This is a genomic window from Nocardioides luteus (assembly GCF_000960475.2).
GTDB lineage: Bacteria > Actinomycetota > Actinomycetes > Propionibacteriales > Nocardioidaceae > Nocardioides > Nocardioides luteus_A.
The window spans coordinates 1-22,753 of the sequence record NZ_JZDQ02000025.1 but is presented as its reverse complement, the minus strand read 5'-3'; the positions used below and the strand labels follow the sequence as shown (position 1 = coordinate 22,753).

Below are 22,753 nucleotides of genomic sequence, written 5' to 3'. Positions count from 1 at the left end.
GCGAACGGAGGCGCGGCGTGGGACGTCGTGAGGAGCTGGCCGACGCGGCCATCGTCACACTGGCGCGCGACGGGATGCGCGGGCTGACCCATCGCGCCGTCGACAAGGAGGCCGGTGTCTCCGAGGGGTCGACGTCCTACTACTTCCGCACCCGCCATGCGCTGCTCCAGGCCGTCGTCGAGCGGGCGACCGAGGTCGACACCGCCGAGATGGAGGTGACCTCCTTCGACGACATCGACGCCGCCGCGAAGGGGATCGCCGGCGTCCTCGAGGGATGGGTGACGACCGGGCGCGACCGCCAGCTGGCGCGCTTCGAGCTGGCCCTCGAGGCGGTGCGCCGCCCCGAGCTGCGTACGGCCCTGGTCGCCCGCCAGGACGTCTTCCGGGGCGTCCTCCGGGAGCAGCTCGCCCTGATGGGCGTCGACGAGCCCGGCGCCCGGGCGAAGGACCTGGTCACGCTGCTCAACGGGCTGCTCTTCGACGCGGTCACCCGGACGGAGAGCGCCGAGGATGCGGCCGCCGTGATCAGGGCCAACGTGCCGCGCCTGCTCCGCGCCGTCACTGCCTGACCGGACCGCTCCTGGCCCCTCCTCGAATTCTGTTGGCTCCTCCTCTACACCTGTAGAGTCCTCTACAGACGTAGAGGAAAGGAGCCGTCATGAACATCGAGAAGCTGCAGCAAGCCCTGGACCGGGTGCACGAGGCCGGCCTCGCCGGCATCGTCGCGGAGGTACGGCAGGACGAGGAGTCCTGGGAAGGGGCGGCCGGTGTCGCCGACATCGACACCGGCCGTCCGATGGTGCCGCGGATGCGGCTGCGGGTCGGCAGCGTCGTCAAGACGCTCACCACCGCCGCCGTGATGCGTCAGTGCGAGGCGGGCGAGATCGACCTCGACAAGCCGATCGGCCACTACCTGCCGCGCCTGGTTCCGGGCGAGCGCGGGGCCACGATCACGGTGCGGATGCTGCTGGGTCACACGAGCGGGCTCGCCGACTATCTGCCGTACGCCTATCCCTCGTTGCGGGCGATGCCGGTGGTCGCCGAGACGAGTCCGGAGAGCATCGCGGACAACCAGTTCACCCGGTTCGACCCGGTCGAGCTGATCGCGATGGGGGTCGCGGCTCCGCCGGTGTGCGCTCCGGGCGGCAGCCCTGGCGTCTACTCCAACACCGGCTACCTGCTCCTGGGTCAGCTGCTCGAGCTGGTCACCGGCATCGACGCGGAACGGCACATCACCGACTCGATCATCACGCCGCTGGGGCTGACCGGCTCCGAGCTGCCGACCGACCCGCGGCTCGAGGGCCTGCACCCGAAGATGTACGAGAACTGGTTCGGGATGTTCGACCCGCCCCGCGACTTCAGCGTCTTCGACATGTCCTGGGTCGGGCCGGCGGCCTCGCTGGTCTCGACGGTGGCCGACATGAACCGGTTCTTCGCTCTGCTGCTGGCCGGCGAGGTGGTCTCGCCGTCGTCGCTGGAGCAGATGCAGCAGACGCACCCCGTCATCGCCTTCGACGGGTCGACGGTCGACTACGGGCTCGGTCTGCACCGGACGCAGCGGCCGGGGCTGGGGACCTTCTGGGGTCACGACGGCAGCGCGTGGGGCGCGGGTGCGGTGTCGATGACCAGCGAGGACGGCCGCCGTCAGGTCTCGCTCGCCGTCAACGAGCAGCGGTGGAACCGGCTCGACGCCTCCGGGGTGCCGCAGCCGCACCCGATCGACCTCGCCCTGCTCGAGTTCCTCGGGCTGGCGATGGCCGGGTAGCTCGACGGAGAACTCGGCCGGCATTGCGGTCACGACATTTAAGCACTACCTTAAATGTTGTGACCGATGTCTGGTACGCCGTCTCCGACTCCACCCGCCGCCAGGTCCTGGCTCGGGTGGCTGCCGGGCCGTGCTCGGTGGGCGAGATCGCCGACGCGATGCCGGTGAGCATGGCCGCGGTGTCCCAGCACCTGAAGATCCTGCGCGAGGCCGGCCTGGTGTCGATGACCCCGGCCGGCCGGCGACGGATCTACCAGGCCCGGCTCGAGGGCCTGGCCGAGCTGCGCGCCGAGCTGGAGACCTACTGGACCCAGGCGTTGCATTCGTTCAAGCAGGTGGCTGAGGCCAGCTACCTGGCAGCGAAGGAGCCGCAATGAGCATCACCCGTGAACCCACCTCCGTGGACCTGGAGATCACCGTCGACGTACCGGTCGAGCATGCCTTCAAGGTCTTCACCGAGGACTTCGACCGGATCAAGCCGCGCGAGCACAACATGCTCCCCGTCGAGATCGCCGAGACGGTGCTCGAGCCCCGGGCCGGCGGGCGCGTCTACGACCGGGGTGTCGACGGCAGCACCTGTCAGTGGGCGCGCGTCCTGGTCGTCGAGCCGCCCCACCGGCTGGTCATCTCCTGGGACATCACCCCCGCCTTCCAGCTCGAACCCGACCCGGCGCGGTGCAGCGAGGTCGAGTTCACCTTCACCTCGGTGGGGCCCGAGCAGACCCACGTACGCCTCGAGCACCGCCACCTCGACCGGCACGGCGCCGGGTGGCAGGGCTGGCGCGACCGGGCCGCCGGGGACAGCGCCTGGGGGATCTACCTGGAGCGCTTCCGGGCTCTCGCGGAGGCGTGATGGGTGTGAACCGCACCGCGCTCGCGACCGCCGAGCGGCACGACCTCGCCGACTTCCTGGAGACGCTGACCCCGGAGCAGTGGGACCGGCCGTCGCTGTGTCAGGGCTGGACGGTGCGCGACGTGGTCGCGCACCTGATCAGCTACGAGGAGGTCGGCATGCTGCGCTTCATCGGCGGGTTCGTGCGGCAGGGGTTCAAGTTCGGCAGCATGAACGCGCGCCGGCTGGAGGAGTTCGGGTCCAAGACTCCGGACGAGCTCGTCGCGTACGTGCGTGCCCATGCGAAGCCGTCGGGTCCGACGGCGGTGGCCGATGCCCGGATCGGGCTCACCGACGGCCTGATCCACCACCAGGACATCCGGCGCGCGCTCGACCTGCCGCGCCAGGTGCCGTCCGAGCGTCTGGTTCCGGTGCTGGGGTTCGCGATGATCGCGCCGCCGCTGCCGGCGAAGCAGAACGGCCAGGGGCTGAGGCTGGTCGCCACCGATCTCGACTGGTCGTACGGGAGCGGTCCGGAGGTCACCGGCCCGGGCGAGGCGCTGCTGATGGCGGTCTGCGGACGGGCGCACGCGCTGCCCGAGCTGACGGGCGCGGGGAAGGCGAGGTTGGCTGATCGGGTGGGTGCGAGCTGAGCCGGGCGGCTGAGTAGTCTCACGACGGTGAGCGATCCCCTCGTCTGGCTGCCCTTCGACCCCTCCGAGCTGGGCACGGTGCCCGCGGGTCTCCGCTTCGAGCTCTTCGATCACACCCGCTTCGCCGGCTCCCACGTGGAGGTGCCGGACTCGGTCGGCGAGGTGGCCTTCTACCTGCCGCCCTACATGCTCGGCTCGCGCATCTTCGACGTGGTCAGCCAGATGAAGTCGCTCCAGGTGGTGCAGCTGCTCACCGCCGGGGTCGACGCCGCCCGCGGCCACATCCCCGAGGGTGTGACGCTCTGCAACGGTCGCGGGATCCACGACACCTCGACCGCCGAGCTCGCCGTCACCCTGATCCTCTCGTCGCTGCGGGGCATCCCGGGTCACGTACGTCATCAGGACGAGCACGCCTGGCGGCCGGGCTGGTTCCCGTCGCTGGCCGACAAGCGGGTCCTGATCGTCGGCTACGGAGCCATCGGCCGGGCGATCGAGGCGCGGCTGCTCCCGTTCGAGACCGAGGTCGTCGGGGTCGCCCGCACCGCCCGCGACGGCGTGCACGGCTTCGACGAGATCGCCGACCTCGTGCCCGAGGCCGACGTGATCGTGCTGGTCACGCCGCTGACCGACGAGACCCGGGGCCTGGTCGACAGCGAGTTCCTGGGCTGGATGAAGGACGGCGCGCTGCTGGTGAACGTCGCCCGCGGTGGTGTGGTCGTGACCGACGACCTGGTCGCCGCGCTCGCCACCGAGCGGATCCACGCGGCCATCGACGTCGCCGAGACCGAGCCGCTCCCGGCCGACAGCCCGTTGTGGAGCTCGCCCAACCTGCTCATCACCCCGCACGTCGGCGGCGCGTCCAGTGCGATGTGGCCGCGCGCCTACCGGGTCGTCCGCGAGCAGCTCGAGCGGTTCGCCGCGGGGGAGCCGCTGGCGAACGTGATGTCGGGGGACTACTGAGGTAGTCCGGTAGCGAACTGCCCATATACCCGCGAGTAATAGGCAGTTCGCTACCGGACTACCCCGCCCGAGGTACCGTCGCCCCGTGCTTCAGGTCGCAGTTGTTCAGGAGACCGCGGTGCCGGGAGAGGTCGCTGGCAACGTCGCGACCGCGGCGGAACGGGTCCGGGAGGCCGCCGCGAAGGGTGCTCGCCTGGTCGCGCTGCCGGAGACGTTCACCACCTCGTGGGACCTCGATGCCTTCGACGGCCCGCTGCCCACGCTCGACGACACCGCCTGGCTCACCCCGGCGCAGGCCGCGGTCGACGAGACCGGCGCCGTACTCGTGCTCAACTCGCCCCTCGCCAGGGCCGGACGACCGGCGATCACCAGCCTGGTGATCGCACCGGGGGAGGAGCCGGTCGCGGCGTACGACAAGCAGCATCTCTATCCGCCGGAGGTCGAGCGCTTCGAGCCCGGCGAGCACGGTACGACGATCGAGATCGACGGCGTCCGGGTGGCGCTGTCGGTCTGCTACGACGCCAACTTTCCCGAGCACGCCGCCGCGGCGGCCGCCGACGGCGCGATCCTCTACCTCAACACCGGCGCCTACTTCCCCGGCGGCGGCCATCGGCGCGACCTGCACTACGCCGCGCGGGCGCTGGACAACTCGATGTACGTCGCCTTCGCCGGTCTCGTCGGCGGGCCGCTCGGCCTCATCGGCGGCTCGGCCGTCTACGACCCGCTCGGCCGGCCGCTCGAGCGTCTCGACGACACCACGCCCGGCATGGTCGTCGCCACGATCGACCCGGCCGAGGTGGCGCGGGTCCGGGACGAGCAACGGATGTGGGCCGACCACCGGGCGGACCTGGGCCCACGGCGTACCCTCACCGTCGCTGCTGCCCCGTAGGATTCACTCTCGTGGCGGGCCGCATCAAGGAGACGAGCATCCAAGAGGTGCGCGAGAAGGCGCGCCTGGACGACATCGTCTCCCAGTACGTGACCCTCCGTCGCGCCGGGCCGGGGACCTACAAGGGCCTGTGCCCGTTCCACGACGAGAAGTCGCCGTCCTTCAACGTCAACCCCTCCCGGGGGTTCTACAAGTGCTTCGGCTGCGGCGAGGGCGGCGACGTCATCGACTTCGTGATGAAGCTCGACGGGCTGAGCTTCTTCGAGGCGGTCGAGCGGCTCGGCGACAAGGTCGGCGTGCAGGTCCAGCGCGAGGAGGGCGACGAGGCGCCGGTCCGGCGAGGCCCCGGTCGCGGCAAGCTGGTCGAGGCCCACAAGGTCGCCGCCGAGTTCTACGCCGAGCAGCTGCTGACCCCCGACGCCGTGGTCGCGCGCCAGTTCCTCGCCGAGAAGGGCTTCGACCGCGACGCCGCGCTGCACTTCGGCGTCGGGTTCTCGCCGCGCGGGGGAGAGGACCTCTACCGCCACCTGCGGGCGCGCGGGTTCTCCGACGAGGAGGTCGTCACCGCCGGTCTGGTCGCCCAGGGACGCAGCCACTACGACCGGTTCCGCGGCCGGCTGATGTGGCCGATCCGGGAGTCCGGCGGCGACGTCATCGGCTTCGGCGCGCGCCGGCTCTTCGACGACGACCGCATCGAGGCGAAATACCTCAACACCTCCGAGACGCCGATCTACAAGAAGTCCCACGTCCTCTACGGCATCGACCTGGCCCGCAAGGAGATGGCCCGCACCCGCGAGGCGGTGATCGTGGAGGGCTACACCGACGTGATGGCCTGCCACCTCGCCGGGGTCACCACCGCGGTCGCGACCTGCGGCACCGCGTTCGGCGACGATCACGCGAAGGTGCTGCGCCGGTTCATCTCCGACGACCAGCAGCTGCGCGGCGCGGTCGTATTCACCTTCGACGGTGACGCCGCCGGCCAGGCCGCGGCCCTGAAGGCGTTCAAGGGCGACGGCAACTTCACCTCGCAGACCTATGTCGCCGTCGAGCCCGACGGCCTCGACCCCAACGACCTGCGGATCAAGAAGGGCGACGAGGCCGTCCGCGAGCTGCTCGCCAACCGCGTCCCGCTCTACGAGTTCGTGCTGCGCAACGTCGCCTCGAAGTACGACCTGGACCGCGCCGACGGGCGGATCGATGCTCTTCGCGAGGCGGCCCCGTTGGTCGCCTCCGTGCGTGACGAGTCCAAGAAGATGGGTTTCACCCGGGACCTGGCGCGCTTCCTCGGCGTCGACCCCGACGAGGCCGCCCGAGAGGTACGCCGCGCCGCCGGTCGCCCGGCGCCCTCGGCTGCTCCGTCACGGCGTGAGCCGGTTGTGTCCCCGGAGGTGCCGGCTGCCCCGCGGCGCCCCCCGATGCCGCACCCGCGCGAGCCACGCTTCGCGGTCGAGCGCGAGACCCTCAAGCTCTTCGTGCAGCACCCGGTCGCCCTCGGCCGCACCACCGGCGAGATCACCCCCGAGGCCTTCACCCACCCGCTCTACCGGGCGCTGTGGGAGACCATCGCCGGCCTCGGTGGCCCCGGCGCCGGCACCGGCGACCCCGCCTGGGCCCAGAAGCTCAGCGCCGCCGCCTCCGACCCGCTCGTCAGCCGCATCCTCGCCGAGCTCGCCGTGGAGCCGATCCCGTCCGCGAAGGAGCCCGACTCGGCGTACGTCCTGCAATACGTCGTACGCCTCCTCGAGCTCCTCGACCAGCGCCGCATCGCCGACGTGAAGAGCCGTCTGCAGCGCGCCGATGCGGGCGCCGACCCCGAGGGCTACAACCGTCTTTTCGCCCAGCTGGCCGCCCTCGAGCAGCACCGCCGCGGCCTCCGCAACCTCGTCGCCGAATGAGGGCCTGCCGATTTCCGATCGCCGCTTCCGGGTTGCTAAGGTTTCACCCGCGCCGCAAGGTGCAATTCCCCTGTAGCTCAATTGGCAGAGCATTCGGCTGTTAACCGGAGGGTTGTTGGTTCGAGTCCAACCGGGGGAGCAAGAAAACTCCGTCTGACCTGGTGAAACAGGACAGGCGGAGTTCGTTGTTCCTCAGTCTGGTTGGCGGTCTTGCCGTGGGCCGATGCGGTAGGGCCGCATCATCTCGTTGTCCTCGTGCTCGACGATGTGGCAGTGCCAGACGAACTGGCCGGCGTTGTTGAACTGCGCCTTCAGCCGGGTGACCTGGCCGGGGTAGGCGATGACGGTGTCCTTGAAGCCCGACTCGCCGGCCTCGGGCGGCGTGACGCTGCCGCTCAGCCGAAGCGGCAGCGCGACCTCGCCCTCCTCGTCCAGGACCAGTTCCTCGCGGTCGACCACCTGGAAGGCGACCTCGTGCACGTGCATGGGGTGAGCGTCGGCCGTGGTGTTGTAGAACTCCCAGACCTCGGTGCTGCCGCGCGTGGGGTTGTCGGTGATCTCGTGTGCCCAGGGCCGTGACACCGGCAACCGGTCGATGACGTTGCCGAGCTGGGCCTCGACCGGGCCCTCGATCTCGATCGGCTCGGGCGGTTCACCCTCTTCACCCGCACCGACGGCGGACTTCTCGATCATGGCCAAGGGCCGGGTCGTCGAGGCGGGTGGGAGCGGCGTGATGGCCGGCAGAACGAGGTACTGAGGTGGGGTGGTCGGGTCGGGTGCCACGGCGGGGCGAACCCGGAGCTCAAGGACCTGGCCGGTGGACTCGGGGTCGGAGGGCTCGAAGTCCTCGCCGGGAATGCCGCCGCCGAACGGTTCGTCAGGACCGATGTTGCCCAGTACGTAGCTGCCCACCGGCACGTTGGTGAAGTCGACGATCACATCGGCACGCTCGGCCGGTCCCAGCAGGAGGTGGTTGTCATATCCCGCTGTCAGGTTGACGGGGGCAGCCAGGAAGCCACCCTCGTTGCCGATCTGCCAGACATCGACGCCCGGAATGTCGCTGAAGTCGAGGATCAGGAAACGGGACTGGCACCCGTTGAGGAACCGCAGCCGGTATCTCCGCTGCTCGACGACCTGGAACGGCCAGGTGTTGCCGTTCACCATGATCATGTTGCCGAAGAACTCCGGGTTCCAGATCGGGGAGAACTCGCTGTCCGGGATGTAGGGCCCGGTGACACCGTCGAAGAACTCCCGGGTGTCGGGGTAGAAGAGCGACCCGTCGGTGTTGAACGACCGGTCCTGCACGGCGAGAGGGATCTCGTAGTAGGTCTTGTTCGGCGGGAAGCTGTCACCGTCCCTCGGTGCAGGGCCGGGCAGCACGGCAGGCTTGCCGGTGCGGACGTCGAGCACAGCCCGGTCGCCGGCGGGCCCGCCGCGGATGAGGAAGAAGCCGGCGGGCCCGGCGTATACGTTGAGTCGGGTCATGCCGAGGGTGTGGTCGTGGTACCAGATCGTCGACTCGCGCTGCGTGTTCGGGTACTGGAACGTCGCATAGCCCGGACCCCATGTGGCCCCGAACGATGCCGACGCCTTGCCGGCGAAGAAGTCGTACCAGGTTCCTTTGGTTGCATAGTCGTCCGGGATGTCGGTCGCCGCCGGGAGGTACCACGCCTCGGGGTAGCCGTCGCTCTCGTCGCCCACCCCGACAGAACCGTGGACATGTGTCACCATCGGCACCGGACCGGTATAGCGACCGGGTGTCTCGGTGAACGGTGGCCGCTCGTCGCGACCCGCTGTCCCTCCCGGTGGGTTCGCCCAGTGCAGCGTCGGGTCGACCGGCAGCAGGTGCGGCAGATACCTACCCTGCTCGTCCAGCAGGTCGTTGATCCACTTGACCCGGACCGGGCGACCCCACTTCGCCTCGATCGTCAGCGACGGCGCGTGGTGGATCAGCAGGCCCCGTCTGCTCTCCGACTTCACGGCGCCGTATCCCCAGACCGTCGTGGCCGGCATTCCCTCCGGCAGGATCTGCTGCGAGAGCTGCCGCATCGAGATCTCGTAGTAGTCCACGGGCTTGCCGCCCGGACTGGTGAGGACACCGGCCCGTGGCATGACCGGCGGGATGAGCAGCGGAGTCCGGTACTTCGGCACCGAGACAGGCGCGAGCGTCCCACCCGGGATGTCGGCGAGCGCCCGGAGCGTGCCGCCCGGCAGGTAGGAGTACATGACGAAGCCGGTGCCGGCCGCACCCGCCGCCTTGATGAAGGTGCGACGGGTCATCGACCGACCCACAGCACGGTGGATGATCATGCGCTTCCCCCGACTTCGGCGTTGGTGTTGAGACCCTCCGAGTACGTCGAATCCGCGCAGGCGCCCCGCGTGAACGTGGCGGTCGACAGGGGTGACAAATCAAGGCTAAGACGGACGCACATCCTCGCCAATGCCCAAAAAAGGCCATCGGGACGCTCGGCTACGTCGGCCCCGCGGGCTCACCCGCCCAGGCCGACGTCAGCGCTTCAGGCGCACCTCGGACCAGTCCAGGCCCTCGAGATTGACCACGATGGCCTCCTGGGTGGTGCGGGCCAGGACGACGACGGCCTCGGAGTCCGGGTCGGGGTTCTCCTCGCGGTGGGGCACCCACGGGGGGACGAAGACGTAGTCGCCGGGGGAGGTCTCGATGCGGGTCTCGACGGGCTCGTCGCCCTCGGTGTCGAGGAAGACGAAGACCGGGTGGCCGGAGACGATGTAGATCGCGGTCTCGGAGTCGCCGTGGTGGTGGTTGGCCGAGGCGGTGGAGGCGGGCACGTGGGCCTCGCCCATCCACAGGTTGCGGGCGCCGACGGTCTTGCCGCTGATCGCCTCGGCGCGGCGCATCCCGGCGGTCTGCGTCGTCTCCTCGATCAGCGAACTGGGGGCGATGTGGTGCAGATGCCGGTGGAACTGGTCGATCTCGGCAGGGACGAGCACGCCGCTGGGCGTACGGATGAAGTCGTCGTCGGAGGAACCGGCGGGCACGTGGGTGGCAGACATCATGCTCCCTTCGCTGGCTGACTGGCGGGTGGCAGCTCGAGCTTCATCGTAGGCAGAAGGGAGCGATCGGGCACTGCATGTCGTCGACGAGGCCGGGTACCGCGTGCGGATGACTGAGATGAACCAGGACTCTGCCCGCGTACAGGCACTTCGAGGCGTGGTCGAGCGGGTCACCGCATGGCAGGAGACCGCGCCCGAGGGCACCATCCGTGACGAGCTGGACAAGGCGCTGCGCGAGGCTGGGGTGACCCTCACCGAGGAGCAGACGGCGCTCGTGACGGAGAAGATCTCGCACCAGGAGGAGGTCGACGTCGACCTGCTCGCCGACCACAGCGGCGAGGGCGGTCCCGCCTGACGCCGAAGTGGGAACGGTTTCGGTGCATGCCGGCCCGGTCGGCGGGCACCGGTCGAGTCATGAGTGAAGAGCAGCTGCAGCCAGAGGACACCCTCGACGACCGCGGCGTGGACGACGTCCTGGACGAGGGCTACTCCCCGCCCGAGCGCCCGCGGGGTGTCAACGCCAAGGGGGTCACGCCTCGGGAGGAGATCGAGGGCGAGACCATCGACGAACGCCGCGCCCAGGAGGAGCCGGAGGTCTGGGAGGAAGCCGAGGCCGAGGCCGACGCCGACATCCTGGACGGGCCGGTGACCGGTGAGGTGGGCGAGGCCCGATCCGGCCGCCTCACCAGCCCCGATCAGGGCGTACGCGAGGACGACGAGGGCACGCTCATCGGACACGACGAAGGCATCGACGGCGCCGGCGCCTCGGCCGAGGAAGCGGCCGTGCACATCGTCGACGAGCCGCCTGACTGAGGCTGATCCCGCGCCTTCGGGGGTACCGGCGAGGCGCCGGATCCCTATCAGTGCAGAGGAGAGCTGCCATGTCCGAGGATGTGACCGACCTGATCATGCAGGACCACCGCGAGGTGGAGACCCTGTTCGAGAAGCTGGAGCTAGAACCAGAGGTACGTGCCGGGCTGACCCCGGTCCTGGTGACGCTCCTGTCCGCGCACAGCCGTGCCGAGGAGGCCGAGGTCTACCCGGTCGCCCGCGACGAGGCGGGTGAGGCCGAGGATGTCGCGCACAGTCAGGAGGAGCACCTGTTGGCAGACCGTCTCCTCGCCGAGCTCAGCGAGTGCGACCCCTACTCGACGGCGTACGAGAACAAGCTCGCCGAGGTGGTCGATGCGGTCAGCCACCATGTCGAGGAGGAGGAGAAGACCGTGCTGCCCGGCATGCGTGACCGCCTCGACGACGCGCGCCGTGCCGAGCTTGGTCAGGCCTTCCTGAAGAGCCGGCAGGAGCACCTCGGCGAGATGCCCCAGGACATCACGCGCGACGAGATGCGCCGCCAGGCCGCCAACGCGGACATCCCCGCGGGCGACAAGGACAAGGAAGCCCTACGCCGCGAGCTCGACCAGCACGCCGACAGCTGACCGCGACCGGCATCCTGGTGCCGGGGCCCCGCCCAAGGCCCCGGCACCAGGACCTCAGATCCGCTCGATGATCGTGGCGTTCGCCAGACCGCCGGCCTCGCACATCACCTGCAGGCCGTAGCGGCCGCCGGTCTGCTCCAGGTTGTTCAGCAACGTGGTCATCAGGCGGGCGCCGGAGCCGCCCAGCGGGTGCCCGATGGCGATGGCACCGCCGTTGATGTTGACCTTGGCGAGGTCCGCGCCGGTCTCCCTCTGCCAGGCGAGGACGACGGAGGCGAACGCCTCGTTGACCTCGAAGGCGTCGATGTCGTCGATGGAGAGGCCGGCGCGGGCCAGCACCTTCCGGGTCGCCGGGATGATGCCGGTGAGCATGAAGATCGGGTCGTCGCCGGCGACCGCGAACGAGTGGACCCGCGCCCTCGGGGTCAGGCCGAGTCGCGCCGCGGCCTCCTCGGAGGCGACCAGGATCGCGGCGGAACCGTCGTTGACGGGCGAGCTGTTGCCAGCCGTGACCCGCCAGTCGAGGTCGGGGAACCGGGCCACGGAGCCCTCGTCCTTGAAGGCCAGTCGCAGACCCGAGAGCGACTCCGTCGTGGACTCCGGGCGGATCGACTCGTCGATGCGGAGGTCGTTGACGTAGGTGACCTGGGAGTCGAAGTGCCCGTTCTTCCACGCCGTCGCGGCCCGCTGGTGCGACTCGGCCGCGAACTCGTCCAGCTCGGTGCGGGACAGGTCCCACTTGTCGGCGATCAGCTCCGCCGAGATGCCCTGCGGGACCAGACCACCGTCGTAGCGAGCGTTCACCTGGGGGCCGGCGAAGTCCTTGCCCAGGAACTGCGACCCGATCGGGATGCGGCTCATCGACTCCACGCCGGACGCGATGGCCACGTCGTAGGCGCCGGCGATCACTCCCTGCGCGGCGAAGTGGAGCGCCTGCTGCGAGCTGCCGCACTGCCGGTCGACGGTCACGCCGGGCACCGACTCCGGGAACCCGGCGGCGAGCAGCGCCCAGCGGGCGGTGTTGCCGGACTGCTCGCCGACCTGCCCGACGGCGCCGCTGATCACGTCGTCGATGACGGCCGGGTCGATGCCGGTGCGGTCGACCAGCGCCGCGAGGGTGTGGGCATGGAGGTCGACGGGATGGATCTCGGAGTAGGCGCCGCCGGGCTTGCCCTTGGCTACGGGCGTACGGACGGCGTCGACGATCACGGCGTTCGGCATGGTGGTTCTCCTTCGTGTGCGAGAGGTGGGCCGATGATCAGCGGGGCGCGACCATCAGCGGTTGGGTGACCACGGCGAACCTGCCGTGCTCGTCGGACATGTCGCCCTGGGCCAGCCCGATACCGTCCGGGCCGATGGTGCTGCGGGCGTCGAGCAGCATCCACTCGCTCGTCGGCGGCCGCTCGACGGTGACGGTCACGGTCGGCGGGATGAAGTACCACGAGCTCATCGGCAGCGAGCCGGACAGTCCGTTGGTGGAGTCGGCCAGCGTGAGGAGCCGTTGCACCGGGGAGGTCTCCTCGCCGGCGACCAGCGGGATCCGCAGGCGCGCCCACACCGTCGCGGGGCCGGGCTCGTAGCCTCCGCTGACGAAGCGCCAGTCGAGGGCGCGGCCGTAGCCCCAGTCGGGGCTGACCCCCTCGAAGAACCGCTCGGCGGAGGCCGGCGGGATGTCGGGGACCTTCTTCGCCGGATCCCAGTGCTCGCGGGTCGAGCCCGGCGTGGCCCGGATCAGCCAGGCGCTCGCCTTGACGGAGAGCTGGTCACCGGCCCAGAGCGAGGCCTCGACGAGCTCGACGCGGCGGCCCGGCCGGACCACGTGTGCCTCCACGCGCATGGTGCCCTGCGGGATGCCGCCCAGCATGTCGGCCGTGAACCGTGCGATCGACAGCCCTGGGTCCGTACGCACCGACTCGACCGCCCGGGCCAGCAGCGCGGCGGGAGGGCCACCATGCTGCAGCGAGTGGTCCCAGGGGCTGGCCGTCGCCGGGGTCGACTCGAAGACGTTGCCGTCGTCGGTCGGCAGGTAGAAGGCCTCGAGATCGCCGGTCATCAGCGGCTCAGCTGCGGGTAGAGCGCCTCGATCGGCTGAGCGAGACCGGCCTTGACGTCGGCGCTCACCTGGTCGGCGAGGATCTCGTACGCGTCGCCCTCGAGTCCGTCGTATGCGCTGCGGATCACGTCGGCCGGGTCGTTCTTCGGCTCGGTGATGCGGGCCGTCATCGGGGTGTCGGTGTAGCCCAGGTGCAGGGAGGCGACGTGGATGCCGTCGCCGGCCAGCGCGAGGCGCTGGGTGTTGGTCGCCGACCAGAGCGCGGCCTTGGTGGCGCTGTAGGCGTCGCCGATGCCGTACCAGCTCAGGACCGAGAGCACGTTGAGCACGACACCCTTGCTGGCGCGCAGCGACGGCAGGAAGGTGTTGGTGACGTCGAGGGCTCCCCAGAAGTTGGTCTCGAAGAGGTCGCGCACGGCGCCCAGGTCACCGGTCACGCGGGCGCCGTTCGAGCTGCCCGCGTTGTTGATGAGGACCGTGACGTCCCCCGCGAGAGCCGCCGCCTCTGCGACCGAGTCGTGGTCGGTCACGTCCAGCTTCAGCGGCACGATGCGGGGGTCGCCCCACTCGCGGCGAGTGCGGGCGGCGGCGTACACCTTGGCGGCTCCGCGCTCCAGGGCCTGGTTGACGAAGTGGGTGCCGAGGCCGCCGTTCGCCCCGGTCACCAGGACGACCGCGTTCGCGAGAGTGGGCATGTGGTTCTCCTGTTCGACGGCGCGGGCGCCGTTGCCTGTGGGTTGGTTTTTCCAACGTACTCGGGTTGGTTTGATTTTCCAACTCGTTTAGGATCGAACCATGAAGACGGACGTACGTGAGTGCTCGGTGGCGCGGACGCTCGAGCTCGTCGGCTCCAAGTGGACCCTGCTCGTCGTCCGCGAGCTGTTCCTGGGAAGTCGCCGGTTCGAGGAGATCGTCCGGTTCACGGGCGGGCCGCGCGACATCCTCACCGATCGCCTGCGCAGCCTCGAGGCGCACGGACTGGTGACCCGGGTCCAGTATGAGCAACGTCCCCCGAGGTTCGAGTACCACCTGACCGAGCTCGGGCGCTCGCTCGGGCCGATCATCGCCGCGATGCGCGAGTTCGGGGACCGTCACCTGGCCGGCGAGGACGGCCCGCCGCTCAGGTTCGAGCACTCCTGCGGCGCGGAGTTCCACCCCGTGCTGGCCTGCAAGGCCTGCGGGGAGGTCGTACGCAGCGGCGAGGTCGAGATCGCCGCCGCCGTGAGCTGATCCGACCGCGCAGAACGGCGGCGGAGGTCAGCCGACCGGCGGCCCGGCGACGAGCGCGACCACGGTCAGCGCGGCGACACTCGCGAGACCGGTGGCCAGGCCGCGTACCGGATTGCGGAGGAGCCAGGCGAGCGGGCGCTCGAGGGCGCGGGCCGGAGACTCTTCGATGAGCCGCCACGACGGCGCCAGGAGGCCGCGGCGCTCGGCGTAGCGCTCGAACCAGAGGGTCAGCAGCGGCGGGATCGACGAGGCGAGCCCGGCGACCAGCCGTCCGAAGGACCACCGCTGGTCGACCGCGATCGCGACCGTCGTCACGCAGTAGGTGATGAAGACGATCCCGTGCAGCATCCCGAAGATGCTGACGCCGAGCTCGGTCGTCTCGGTGACGTACTTCAGGAACATGCCGCCGAGCAGGCCCGTCCAGGTCACCGCCTCGGCGGTGGCGACGATCCGGAACACACGGGACGGCGAGCTGAGAAGGGCGGGCACGCGCAAAGTTTATTCGCACCCCTGTGCTGGTATGAATCGAGCGGGTGCGGGTACCGATCTGGCCATGACGACCGACACGCTGCACTACACGATCCCGGGCATGGACGAGAGCGCTGCTCGGACGACCATCGACCTGCTCCAGTCGCGCCTGCATGCCGCGAACGATCTCCAGCTCACCCTCAAGCACGTGCACTGGAACGTCGTGGGCCCGCACTTCATCGCGGTCCACGAGATGATCGACCCCCAGGTCGACGCAGTACGCGCGATGGCCGATGCGCTCGCCGAGCGCATCGCGACCCTGGGTGGTGCCCCGCGAGGCACCCCGGGCGCGCTGGTCGAGGAGCGTGAGTGGAACGACTACAGCATCGGCCGCGCCACCACCCAGGAGCACCTCGCCGCGCTCGACGTCACCTACCGCGGCGTCATCGAGTCCTACCGCAAGGCGATCAAGGCCCTCGAGGACCTCGACCTGGTGACCCAGGACATCCTGATCGGCCAGACCGAGCAGCTCGAGCTCTTCCACTGGTTCGTCCGTGCCCACCTGGAGGACCAGGGCGGCCAGCTGCAGACCAGCGGCGAAGCCACGGAGGCCGGTGCGGCACGGGCCGCCCGCGACTGAGGAGATCCGATGCGGTGGTGGTTCACGACGCTGGCACTGCTTCTCCCGATGATCCTCACCGGGTGTGCCTCCGGGCAGGAGGACGCCGTACGTGACCGCGTCGCCTCCTTCCATGACGCGATCAAGGGGCAGGACTGGGCAGGCGCGTGCGCGCTGCTCGCCCCGGAGACGCGGACCGAGCTGGAGGCAGCCGCCAAGAAGCCCTGCTCCGAGGCGCTGCCCGAGGAGCAGCTGCCCGAGCCGGGTGCTCTCGATCGCGTGGACGTCTTCGGGACGATGGCCGAGGTCCGCTTCCAGGGCGAGACGCTCTTCCTGACCCGGTTCGCCGACGACTGGCTGCTGCACGCGGCCGGCTGCACCCCGCAGCCGCCGAAGCCCTACGACTGCGCGCTGCACGGAGGTTGAGATGCGAATCATGTACGCCGCCTACCTGGCGGTCATCGGCATCGGACTGCTCTACACGTTCGTGCTCGCGCTGAGGCACGGGTGAGGGGGAGCGATGCGCCGGTTCCTCAAGGAGAACTCGCTCAGCCTCGCCTTCGGGGTGCTCTTCCTGGGCAGCCTCGCCGGCCAGGCCATCGCCGGGTGGCACCAGCTGAACGATGAGCTGTTCGCCGACGGCCTCGACCGGATCACGCTGGGTGGCTACCTCACCTCGGCCAGCTTCGCCGTGGATGTCACGGAGAACTGGCAGAGCGAGTATCTCCAGTTCCTCCTCTACGTCATGCTGACCGTCTGGCTGGTGCAACGAGGTTCCCCGGAGTCCAAGCCGCTCGGGGACGCGGGCCAGGAGTCCGACGAGAAGCAGCGGGTCGGTGCGTACGCCCGTGACGACTCGCCCAAGCTCGCCCGGGTCGGCGGTCTGCGGACCGCGCTCTACTCCCGGTCGCTCGGTATCACCATGGGCGTCATCTTCCTGCTCTCCTGGATGGTCCAGTCGGTGGCCGGGTGGGCCTCGTACAACGAGGTCAGGCTGCAGCAGCTGCGTGACCCGATCACCTGGGGCTCCTATCTGCTGCACTCCGACTTCTGGGCGCGCACCCTGCAGAACTGGCAGTCGGAGTTCCTGGCGGTCGGCTCCATGGCCGTCCTGGCGATCTACCTCAGGCAGCGCGGATCACCGGAGAGCAAGCCGGTCGGCTCCTCCCACGAGGCCACCGGCGTCGAAGGCTGAGGAGCGGTCAGGCGTCGTCCTGCGCCAGCAGGCGCAGGACGGCGCGCTCTGCCGCGGCCTGACGTGCCCGCGGGTCCTTGCCCAGGCCGCCGCGTACGCGGATCGTGCGCCCCTGCTCGTGCAGCTCGAGCACCCGCGGATCGATGTAGGAGCTCCGTGCGACCGCCGGCGTGTTCCCGAGGTACTCCGCGACCTCCTTGATCGCGGCGACCTGCTGCTTGCGACGCGACCTCGCGGTCGGGGTCGCCCGCCCGGAGGCGTGCGGGTCCTCGGCCAGGGCGAGGGCAGCGAGCACGGTGGCGTGCCAGGTCCGGAAGTCCTTCGCCGACACCTCCAGGCCGCTCAGCTCACGCATGTAGTCGTTGACCATGGCCGGCGTGAGCCGTTGCCACCGCCGGCCCTGCTTGTAGGCGAGGAGCTCCTCGAACCCGGCACGCCGGCGACGCAGCTGCGCGATCGCCTCCACCGAGAGCGGGTCGTCGATGCTGATGGTGTGGTGGACGCCCGACTTCCCGGTGAAGTCGAAGACGTAGGCGTCGCCCCGTCTGCGCACGTGGCGACGCTCCAGCGTCGTCAGGCCGAAGCCGCCGTTGTCGTCGGCGTAGGCGTCGCTGCCGATCCGGAAGCACCCCAGGTCCAGCAGCCGCAGCGCGAGCGCGGCCGCTCGGGCATCGCTCATCCCGGTGGTGGCCAGATCCCGCTCCGCCCGTTCGCGTACGCGGGGGAGGACGGCCCCGAGCTCCAGCACCCGGTCGAACTTCTCCTGGTCGCGCTTGGCCCGCCAGTCGGGGTGGTAGAGGTACTGGCGGCGGCCGGCGGCGTCGGTCCCGACGGCCTGGAGGTGCCCGTTGTCACGGGGACAGATCCAGACGTTCTCCCAGGCGGGCGGGATGGCCAGGGCGCGGATCCGCGCCGCCGCATCCTCCGGCAGCCGGTTCCCGGACTCGTCGAGGTAGACGAAGCCCCGACCCGCGCGCCGGCGGGTCCACCCCGGCTCCTCCGCCGAGACCCGACGAAGTCGAACCACCGCGGGCTCCTCTCACCCATCGGTCTCGTCGTCGCCGCGCGCCTTCGCGGCGATCAGCCGGTGCGTACCGTCGCACCACGGTTTGATCGCCGACCCGCCGCACATGCAGACCGCACTGACCGGGCGCACCGTGCGATGGGTCTTGCCGTCGGCGTCCTGGATCTCGTGCTCCCCACGCAGGAGCATCGGTCCGGCCGGGCACAGCACGATCGAGGCGTGCTCGAAGTCGCTCATGCGGCATCCCACCGGGCGAGCATGGCTCGGGCGTACCGAGCCTCCAGGTCGAGGCAGGTGAAGGCGCCGAGGAACAGCAGGTCGCGATCGCTCGGGTTCTCCTCGAGGTACGCGCCGCACACGTCGCGCCGGGCGACCTGCTCGTGGACGGAGTCGGCCTCGACGTGCTCGTCGTAGTAGGCGGCCATCTCCTCGGGGAAGTCCAGGCGGCGTAGGCCCTGGGCGAGCTGTCGCGACGGCACCGAGCTCGTCGACTCGAACGCGGCGAAGTGGCCGAGCGCCGCTCCGCGGAGCCGGCGGTGGAGCCCGAACAGCGACAGTGCGTTGTTCATCGCGAGGATCTCGACCGGTGCCTCGTCGACGTAGCAGGCGTGGTCGGTGCGCAGGCCGGCCGCTTCCATGCCGCGTCGGAACAGATGGTGGTGCAGGCGGTTCGGGTCACCGTCGCCGTACTCGTCGAAGAGGATCTCCATCATCGCGGCCTTGGGCCGGGTGTCGAGGCGGGGCACGACCCAGCTGGTCGGATCGGCCTCCTTGAGATGGTAGAGAGAGCGGTGCTGCAGGATCTCGAGCACCTGCTCGCGATCCGCCTTGCGCTGCACGAACCGTGCCAGCGACGGGCCGTCGTGCCCGTCGATCAGGCGGGCCAGGTCCAGCTCGGGATCCGCGTGGAGGTCGCTCTGCGCCCAGCGTCGCTGGAGCTCCGCCTCGAACGGCCTCTCCAGGCCGCGGCGCAGACGCAGCAGGTCCGCGTCCCACTCCAGGTCGGGATCGACCTCCTCGAAGCCGCGGTAGTGGAGCTCGTAGAGCGCCCACAACGCGATCTGCGCGTCCTCGTCGGACTCCGGAGCGGGCTCCAGGCCTGCGGTCGCGCCACTCTGGAGCGCGTTGAACACAGCGGCACTCAGGGTGCCACGCGACTTCGGCAGCATCTCAGCCCACCTTTCCCTCGAGCTCTCGGTACCCCGCGGCCGGGCGCGTCATGCTCGGCACCGCTGCCCGGGCGAGGTGCACGAGTACGCCTTCGCCCGGTGAGTCGCGGACCTCCTCGACGCTCAGGTCGCCGCCCTCGACCAGCTCCAGCACGCGATCGGCCTGCGCGGGCGTACCGAGCTGGAGAACGGCCGAGCCGCCGGGGGAGAGGTGCCGGGCGGTCGTCGTCACGCACATCTCGGCGACCCGCATCCCGTCGGCGCCGCCGTCGATGGCCAGGAGCGGGTCCTCGGGGTAGCGGCCGACCTCGGCGGACGGCACCCACGGCGGATCGGCGATCACCAGGACGAAGCGCTCGTCGGGGTCGAGCGCGTGCTCCATGCTGCCGTGGCGTACCTCGACCAGGTGGGACACCCCGGCGCGCTCGGCGTTGGCGCGGGTGAACGCGCACGCGACCGGGTCGGCATCGACGCACACCAGGCGGCGGCCGGTGAGCGCGGCCGCGAGCAGCCCGATCTGGCCGGCGCCCGAGCACAGCTCGAGCATCGGCCCGTCCGGCAGCTCCGCGGACAGCTCGGCCGCCCACTCGGACTGACGGACGGTCCAGGTACGCGGGGTCAGCACGCGATCGTCGAAGTCGATGTCGAGTTGCCCGAATCGGATCATGACAGCAGATGCCTCCTGTTTGGGGGTTGGATGCTCAGGTGAGCTCGGCCAGCCGGACCACGGCCCGGTCGAGCCGGCCCTCCTCGGCGTGGATCCTGCGCTGGGTCTGGGAGCCGGTGCCGGCGGTGAAGACGCGGCTGATGCCCTGCTCGACCCGGACCAGGTCGCCGGTGTGACGCAGCGCCGGCGCGACGTGCTCGATCAGGTGGTCCACCACCTCGCGGGCCGGTCTGGGCCGATGGGTCTTCGGGTCGAGCAGCTCGCCGGCGAGCCCGTGCCGGCCCGCCTGCCACATGGCGAGCCGGAGCACGGCGACCGAGGCGGGATCGGCCGGCCGGCCCTGCTCCCACTCCCAGGCCCCCGTCTCGACCAGCGCCCGCGCGAGGGCGGCGACGAGCACGGCGTCGCGGGTGTCGAGACAGACGTCGGCGACCCGGATCTCGAGGGTCGGGTAGTTGCGGGAGGGGCGGGCGTCGAAGTAGGCCATGCCCTCGTCCAGCGGCACCCCCGTCTCGACGAGGAGGCGCAGGTGGTCGGCGTACGCCTGGCCGGTGCCGAAGATCTCCGTCGGCCCGTTGGTGGGCCACCGCGTCATCGCCTGGGACCGGTAGCTCGCGTAGCCCGAGTCGGCGCCCTGCCAGAACGGCGAGTTGGCACTCACCGCGAGCAGCACGGGCAGCCAGACCCGGATCCGGTCGAGCGCCCCCACGGCCTCGTCGTCGGAGGCGACCGAGACGTGCACATGGCAGCCGCAGGTGAGCTGCTCGCTGGCGGTCAGCCCGAACTGCTCGGTGATCGCCGCATAGCGCTCGTCGTCGAAGGTCCGGGGACGCACCGGCAACGGGGTCGTACCGCTGGCCAGGATCAGTGCGCCCGCCTCGGTGGCGGCCGCACGAGCCTTGTCGCGCCACCGCCGCAGGTCCTGCTCGAGGAGCCCGAGGTACTCCTCCGGAGGGGTGTCGGTCTCGACCTGTTGTTCCTGCATCTCCGGTCCCACCGAGCCGCCGGGCTCGCCGGCCCGGCCGTCGGTGTCGCCGCGCCGACGTGCCACCCGGAGCACCTCGCTGGCCACCGACCGCGGGACGCCGGTCTCGGCGTCGACGAGGAGGAGCTCCTCCTCGACGCCGACTGTCCTGACCTGGTCGTGGGTACTGCTCGAGGAGTCTCTGGTCAACGCTCGCACCTGCCTCTGAAAGGAGCCGCTCGACGATGTGTCGTCTGTTCGGATATGTGACGGATTCGCCCTGCGCCGTAGCCGATCTGCTGGGGGAGGAGGGCCTGAGGGCGTTCACCTCGCTCACCTCCGTGCACGCCGACGGCTGGGGGATGGCGTGGCACACGCCCGAGGGCACCCGGACGACGAGCTCGCCGCATTCGGCGCAGGTCGACGAGACCTACCGCAGACTCGTCGACACCCCGCTCTCGGATGCCGGGTTCGTGCATCTGCGCTGGGCGACGGGCGGCCTCGACGTACGTCCGGAGAACACCCACCCGTTCCTGACCGACGGCGCCGCCTTCGCGCACAACGGCCACATCTCGCCGATCGCGGAGCTCGAGGCGCTGCTGACCCCGGAGTCGCGTCAGCGGCTGCGCGGCGACACCGACAGCGAGCGCTACTTCCACTTCGTCCACCAGACCGTCGAGAAGTACGGCGACGAGGCCGAGGGGGTCAGCCGGGCGCTGGCCACGCTGGTCCGGAAGTTCCCGCGCTGCAGCCTGAACGCGCTCATGCTGACCCCGACCCACATGTTCGCGATCCACATCAACTCGCGAGCCGACTCGCCGCTGCGGGCCCTGCGCGAGCTCTTCGACGACGAGGGCGACATCCCGCCGCGGCACACCACGGAGTACTTCGCGATGGACTACCGCCGGACCGACCAGGGCCTCGAGATCGTCTCGAGCGGTCTCGACCAGCCCGGCTGGACGCCGGTGCCCGCGGACACCGCGGTGATGGTCGACCTGGCCACCCGGGAGGTCACCAGGCTCGATCCGATCGCGCAGCTCGGCGCCGACGCGATGCGGGCCCACGACTGACAACGGCGTCTCGCCCGTCTGCTGTGGGGTGCATTCGGTCATGCCGAGAGGTACCCCATCCGGACCACTTTCATTCAGGGCCGGACCTGCCGACCGTCCTACGGCGTCGGTTTCTCGGCGACGAGCCTGCCGAAGGCGATCATCCGGTTGTCGGTGTGGAAGAGCTCCGAGCAGGTGGTCAGGGTGATCAGGCGCTGTCCCTTCTTCTGGGCCGGCTCGACCCCGCCCGGCTCGGGGTTGTCGGGAAGTGGGTCGGTGACCCACACCGAGGCGAACGGCACGACCAGGTCGTCGCCGTCGCTGGTGAGGGCATAGACGTACGTCATCTCCCTGGTCAGCACCCGGATCTTGTCGCCTTCGCGGAGCTCGGGGAGGTTGCGGAGCGGTTCGCCGTGGGTGATCCGGTGGCCGGCGAGCGCGAAGTTGCCCACCTCACCCGGCCCGGCGGTGCCGTCGAAGTGGCCGAAACCGGCGCCCAAAGCACGATCGGAGGTGCCCTCGAGGACCGGGATCCGGTAGTCTTTCCCGAACCGGGGGATCTCGATCAGCGCCTTCGCCGACCCGAACTCGGTCCTGACCTCGGTCCGTCCCGAGCCCCACGCCCTCTCGATCTTCGAGGTCGCGTCGTGCTGGTGCCGCTTGCTGACGTAGGTCGTCCCGTAGAACTCCCAGGCGACGTAGCCGAGGACCGCCAGCCCGGCGAGGACCAGGGTGATCCCGGCCCAGAAGACGGGCCGGCGGCCGCGCCGGGCCTGTGTTGTGGTGGACATCGACTCAAGCATCTCAGCCCTTCCCGACACCGGTCGCGTTCGCCGCCGTCGGCGTCCGCTCTGA

At 70.3% G+C, this 22,753-nt stretch carries 28 protein-coding genes and 1 tRNA gene; 17 read left to right on the top strand and 12 right to left on the bottom strand.

The annotated features are described in order from the left end of the window. Nucleotides 1-17 precede the first annotated feature (17 nt). The 9 genes from UG56_RS17570 (at nucleotide 18) to UG56_RS17530 (ending at nucleotide 7,133) form a co-directional block, all read left to right on the top strand. Nucleotides 18-569: a TetR/AcrR family transcriptional regulator gene (locus UG56_RS17570; protein ID WP_052693336.1), complete on the top strand. Its 552-nt coding sequence runs from the start codon at nucleotides 18-20 to the stop codon at nucleotides 567-569. An 89-nt stretch (nucleotides 570-658) separates the two neighbouring features. Next, nucleotides 659-1,765 carry a serine hydrolase domain-containing protein gene (locus UG56_RS17565; protein ID WP_045547886.1) on the top strand — a complete coding sequence of 369 codons (1,107 nt, stop codon included), beginning with the start codon at nucleotides 659-661 and terminating at the stop codon, nucleotides 1,763-1,765. Nucleotides 1,766-1,824: 59 nt separating this feature from the next. Next, nucleotides 1,825-2,142 (top strand): ArsR/SmtB family transcription factor, encoded by a 318-nt coding sequence (locus UG56_RS17560; protein ID WP_045547885.1) that lies wholly within the window; start codon nucleotides 1,825-1,827, stop codon nucleotides 2,140-2,142. Beyond that, entirely contained in the window at nucleotides 2,139-2,618 is a 480-nt protein-coding gene (locus UG56_RS17555) for an SRPBCC family protein (protein ID WP_045547884.1), read from the top strand. Before UG56_RS17560 ends, UG56_RS17555 begins: the two co-directional genes overlap by 4 nt. Further along, nucleotides 2,618-3,250 (top strand): maleylpyruvate isomerase family mycothiol-dependent enzyme, encoded by a 633-nt coding sequence (locus tag UG56_RS17550; protein ID WP_045547883.1) that lies wholly within the window; start codon nucleotides 2,618-2,620, stop codon nucleotides 3,248-3,250. The genes UG56_RS17555 and UG56_RS17550 overlap by 1 nt, the downstream gene beginning before the upstream one ends. Nucleotides 3,251-3,277: 27 nt before the next feature. Further along, a complete protein-coding gene (locus tag UG56_RS17545; RefSeq protein WP_045547882.1) occupies nucleotides 3,278-4,210 on the top strand; it encodes a 2-hydroxyacid dehydrogenase in 933 nt (310 codons plus the stop codon). Between the two features lie 85 nt (nucleotides 4,211-4,295). Beyond that, a complete protein-coding gene (locus UG56_RS17540) occupies nucleotides 4,296-5,099 on the top strand; it encodes a carbon-nitrogen hydrolase family protein (protein ID WP_045547881.1) in 804 nt (267 codons plus the stop codon). Nucleotides 5,100-5,110: 11 nt separating this feature from the next. After that, on the top strand, nucleotides 5,111-6,994 hold the full coding sequence (dnaG, locus tag UG56_RS17535; RefSeq protein WP_045547880.1) for a DNA primase: 1,884 nt from the start codon (nucleotides 5,111-5,113) through the stop codon (nucleotides 6,992-6,994). Nucleotides 6,995-7,060: 66 nt separating this feature from the next. Then, nucleotides 7,061-7,133, top strand: a tRNA-Asn gene (locus UG56_RS17530). Nucleotides 7,134-7,186: 53 nt separating this feature from the next. Here the strand turns inward: UG56_RS17530 and UG56_RS17525 are convergent. After that, entirely contained in the window at nucleotides 7,187-9,274 is a 2,088-nt protein-coding gene (locus UG56_RS17525; protein WP_143055087.1) for a multicopper oxidase family protein, read from the bottom strand. A 228-nt stretch (nucleotides 9,275-9,502) separates the two neighbouring features. Continuing rightward, a complete protein-coding gene (locus UG56_RS17520) occupies nucleotides 9,503-10,024 on the bottom strand; it encodes a cupin domain-containing protein (protein WP_071327178.1) in 522 nt (173 codons plus the stop codon). 118 nt (nucleotides 10,025-10,142) lie between these two features. Between UG56_RS17520 and UG56_RS17515 the strand changes: the two genes are divergently transcribed. The 3 genes from UG56_RS17515 to UG56_RS17505 all read left to right on the top strand — a co-directional run bounded on the left by UG56_RS17515 (nucleotide 10,143) and on the right by UG56_RS17505 (nucleotide 11,460). Beyond that, nucleotides 10,143-10,379 (top strand): hypothetical protein, encoded by a 237-nt coding sequence (locus UG56_RS17515; protein ID WP_143055086.1) that lies wholly within the window; start codon nucleotides 10,143-10,145, stop codon nucleotides 10,377-10,379. A gap of 59 nt (nucleotides 10,380-10,438) precedes the next feature. Then, nucleotides 10,439-10,837, top strand: coding sequence for a DUF5709 domain-containing protein (locus UG56_RS17510; protein ID WP_084101218.1), 399 nt, complete (start codon nucleotides 10,439-10,441; stop codon nucleotides 10,835-10,837). Between the two features lie 68 nt (nucleotides 10,838-10,905). Beyond that, complete coding sequence (locus tag UG56_RS17505; RefSeq protein WP_045547877.1) at nucleotides 10,906-11,460, top strand: hemerythrin domain-containing protein; 555 nt, start codon at nucleotides 10,906-10,908, stop codon at nucleotides 11,458-11,460. Nucleotides 11,461-11,514: 54 nt separating this feature from the next. Here the strand turns inward: UG56_RS17505 and UG56_RS17500 are convergent, their stop codons facing one another. The 3 genes from UG56_RS17500 to UG56_RS17490 are packed head-to-tail and all read right to left on the bottom strand — an operon-like array spanning nucleotide 11,515 to nucleotide 14,208. Beyond that, nucleotides 11,515-12,681: an acetyl-CoA C-acyltransferase gene (locus UG56_RS17500; RefSeq protein WP_045547876.1), complete on the bottom strand. Its 1,167-nt coding sequence runs from the start codon at nucleotides 12,679-12,681 to the stop codon at nucleotides 11,515-11,517. 37 nt (nucleotides 12,682-12,718) lie between these two features. Continuing rightward, the gene (locus UG56_RS17495) at nucleotides 12,719-13,513 is read right to left on the bottom strand and encodes a thioesterase family protein (protein ID WP_045547875.1); all 795 of its coding nucleotides are present in this window, start codon (nucleotides 13,511-13,513) and stop codon (nucleotides 12,719-12,721) included. Further along, the gene (locus UG56_RS17490; RefSeq protein ID WP_045547874.1) at nucleotides 13,513-14,208 is read right to left on the bottom strand and encodes an SDR family oxidoreductase; all 696 of its coding nucleotides are present in this window, start codon (nucleotides 14,206-14,208) and stop codon (nucleotides 13,513-13,515) included. The genes UG56_RS17495 and UG56_RS17490 overlap by 1 nt, the downstream gene beginning before the upstream one ends. A 100-nt stretch (nucleotides 14,209-14,308) precedes the next feature. Here UG56_RS17490 and UG56_RS17485 point away from each other — a divergent pair, with 100 nt between their 5' ends. Then, entirely contained in the window at nucleotides 14,309-14,743 is a 435-nt protein-coding gene (locus tag UG56_RS17485) for a winged helix-turn-helix transcriptional regulator (RefSeq protein WP_045547873.1), read from the top strand. A 27-nt stretch (nucleotides 14,744-14,770) separates the two neighbouring features. Here the strand turns inward: UG56_RS17485 and UG56_RS17480 are convergent, their stop codons facing one another. Further along, the gene (locus UG56_RS17480; protein WP_045547897.1) at nucleotides 14,771-15,232 is read right to left on the bottom strand and encodes a DUF3817 domain-containing protein; all 462 of its coding nucleotides are present in this window, start codon (nucleotides 15,230-15,232) and stop codon (nucleotides 14,771-14,773) included. A gap of 64 nt (nucleotides 15,233-15,296) precedes the next feature. Between UG56_RS17480 and UG56_RS17475 the strand changes: the two genes are divergently transcribed. The 3 genes from UG56_RS17475 (at nucleotide 15,297) to UG56_RS17465 (ending at nucleotide 17,025) form a co-directional block, all read left to right on the top strand. Next, nucleotides 15,297-15,851, top strand: a complete 555-nt coding sequence (locus tag UG56_RS17475) for a Dps family protein (RefSeq protein ID WP_045547872.1) — start codon at nucleotides 15,297-15,299, stop codon at nucleotides 15,849-15,851. Between the two features lie 9 nt (nucleotides 15,852-15,860). Beyond that, nucleotides 15,861-16,256 carry a hypothetical protein gene (locus tag UG56_RS17470; protein ID WP_045547871.1) on the top strand — a complete coding sequence of 132 codons (396 nt, stop codon included), beginning with the start codon at nucleotides 15,861-15,863 and terminating at the stop codon, nucleotides 16,254-16,256. Between the two features lie 94 nt (nucleotides 16,257-16,350). After that, a complete protein-coding gene (locus UG56_RS17465; RefSeq protein WP_045547870.1) occupies nucleotides 16,351-17,025 on the top strand; it encodes a DUF6766 family protein in 675 nt (224 codons plus the stop codon). Between the two features lie 7 nt (nucleotides 17,026-17,032). Here UG56_RS17465 and UG56_RS17460 read toward each other — a convergent pair whose 3' ends face one another. The 5 genes from UG56_RS17460 to UG56_RS17440 are packed head-to-tail and all read right to left on the bottom strand — an operon-like array spanning nucleotide 17,033 to nucleotide 21,059. Then, entirely contained in the window at nucleotides 17,033-18,052 is a 1,020-nt protein-coding gene (locus tag UG56_RS17460; RefSeq protein WP_045547869.1) for a DNA topoisomerase IB, read from the bottom strand. A gap of 12 nt (nucleotides 18,053-18,064) precedes the next feature. Then, on the bottom strand, nucleotides 18,065-18,286 hold the full coding sequence (locus UG56_RS17455; protein ID WP_045547868.1) for a CDGSH iron-sulfur domain-containing protein: 222 nt from the start codon (nucleotides 18,284-18,286) through the stop codon (nucleotides 18,065-18,067). Further along, nucleotides 18,283-19,218, bottom strand: coding sequence for an iron-containing redox enzyme family protein (locus UG56_RS17450; protein ID WP_045547867.1), 936 nt, complete (start codon nucleotides 19,216-19,218; stop codon nucleotides 18,283-18,285). Before UG56_RS17450 ends, UG56_RS17455 begins: the two co-directional genes overlap by 4 nt. Before the next feature lies 1 nt (nucleotide 19,219). Further along, complete coding sequence (locus UG56_RS17445; protein WP_045547866.1) at nucleotides 19,220-19,885, bottom strand: methyltransferase; 666 nt, start codon at nucleotides 19,883-19,885, stop codon at nucleotides 19,220-19,222. A 34-nt stretch (nucleotides 19,886-19,919) separates the two neighbouring features. Further along, nucleotides 19,920-21,059 (bottom strand): carboxylate-amine ligase, encoded by a 1,140-nt coding sequence (locus UG56_RS17440; protein ID WP_045547865.1) that lies wholly within the window; start codon nucleotides 21,057-21,059, stop codon nucleotides 19,920-19,922. Between the two features lie 35 nt (nucleotides 21,060-21,094). Here UG56_RS17440 and UG56_RS17435 point away from each other — a divergent pair, with 35 nt between their 5' ends. Further along, nucleotides 21,095-21,919 carry a class II glutamine amidotransferase gene (locus UG56_RS17435; RefSeq protein WP_045547864.1) on the top strand — a complete coding sequence of 275 codons (825 nt, stop codon included), beginning with the start codon at nucleotides 21,095-21,097 and terminating at the stop codon, nucleotides 21,917-21,919. A gap of 98 nt (nucleotides 21,920-22,017) precedes the next feature. Here the strand turns inward: UG56_RS17435 and UG56_RS17430 are convergent, their stop codons facing one another. After that, nucleotides 22,018-22,689, bottom strand: coding sequence for a class E sortase (locus UG56_RS17430; RefSeq protein ID WP_256206707.1), 672 nt, complete (start codon nucleotides 22,687-22,689; stop codon nucleotides 22,018-22,020). Nucleotides 22,690-22,753 lie beyond the last annotated feature (64 nt).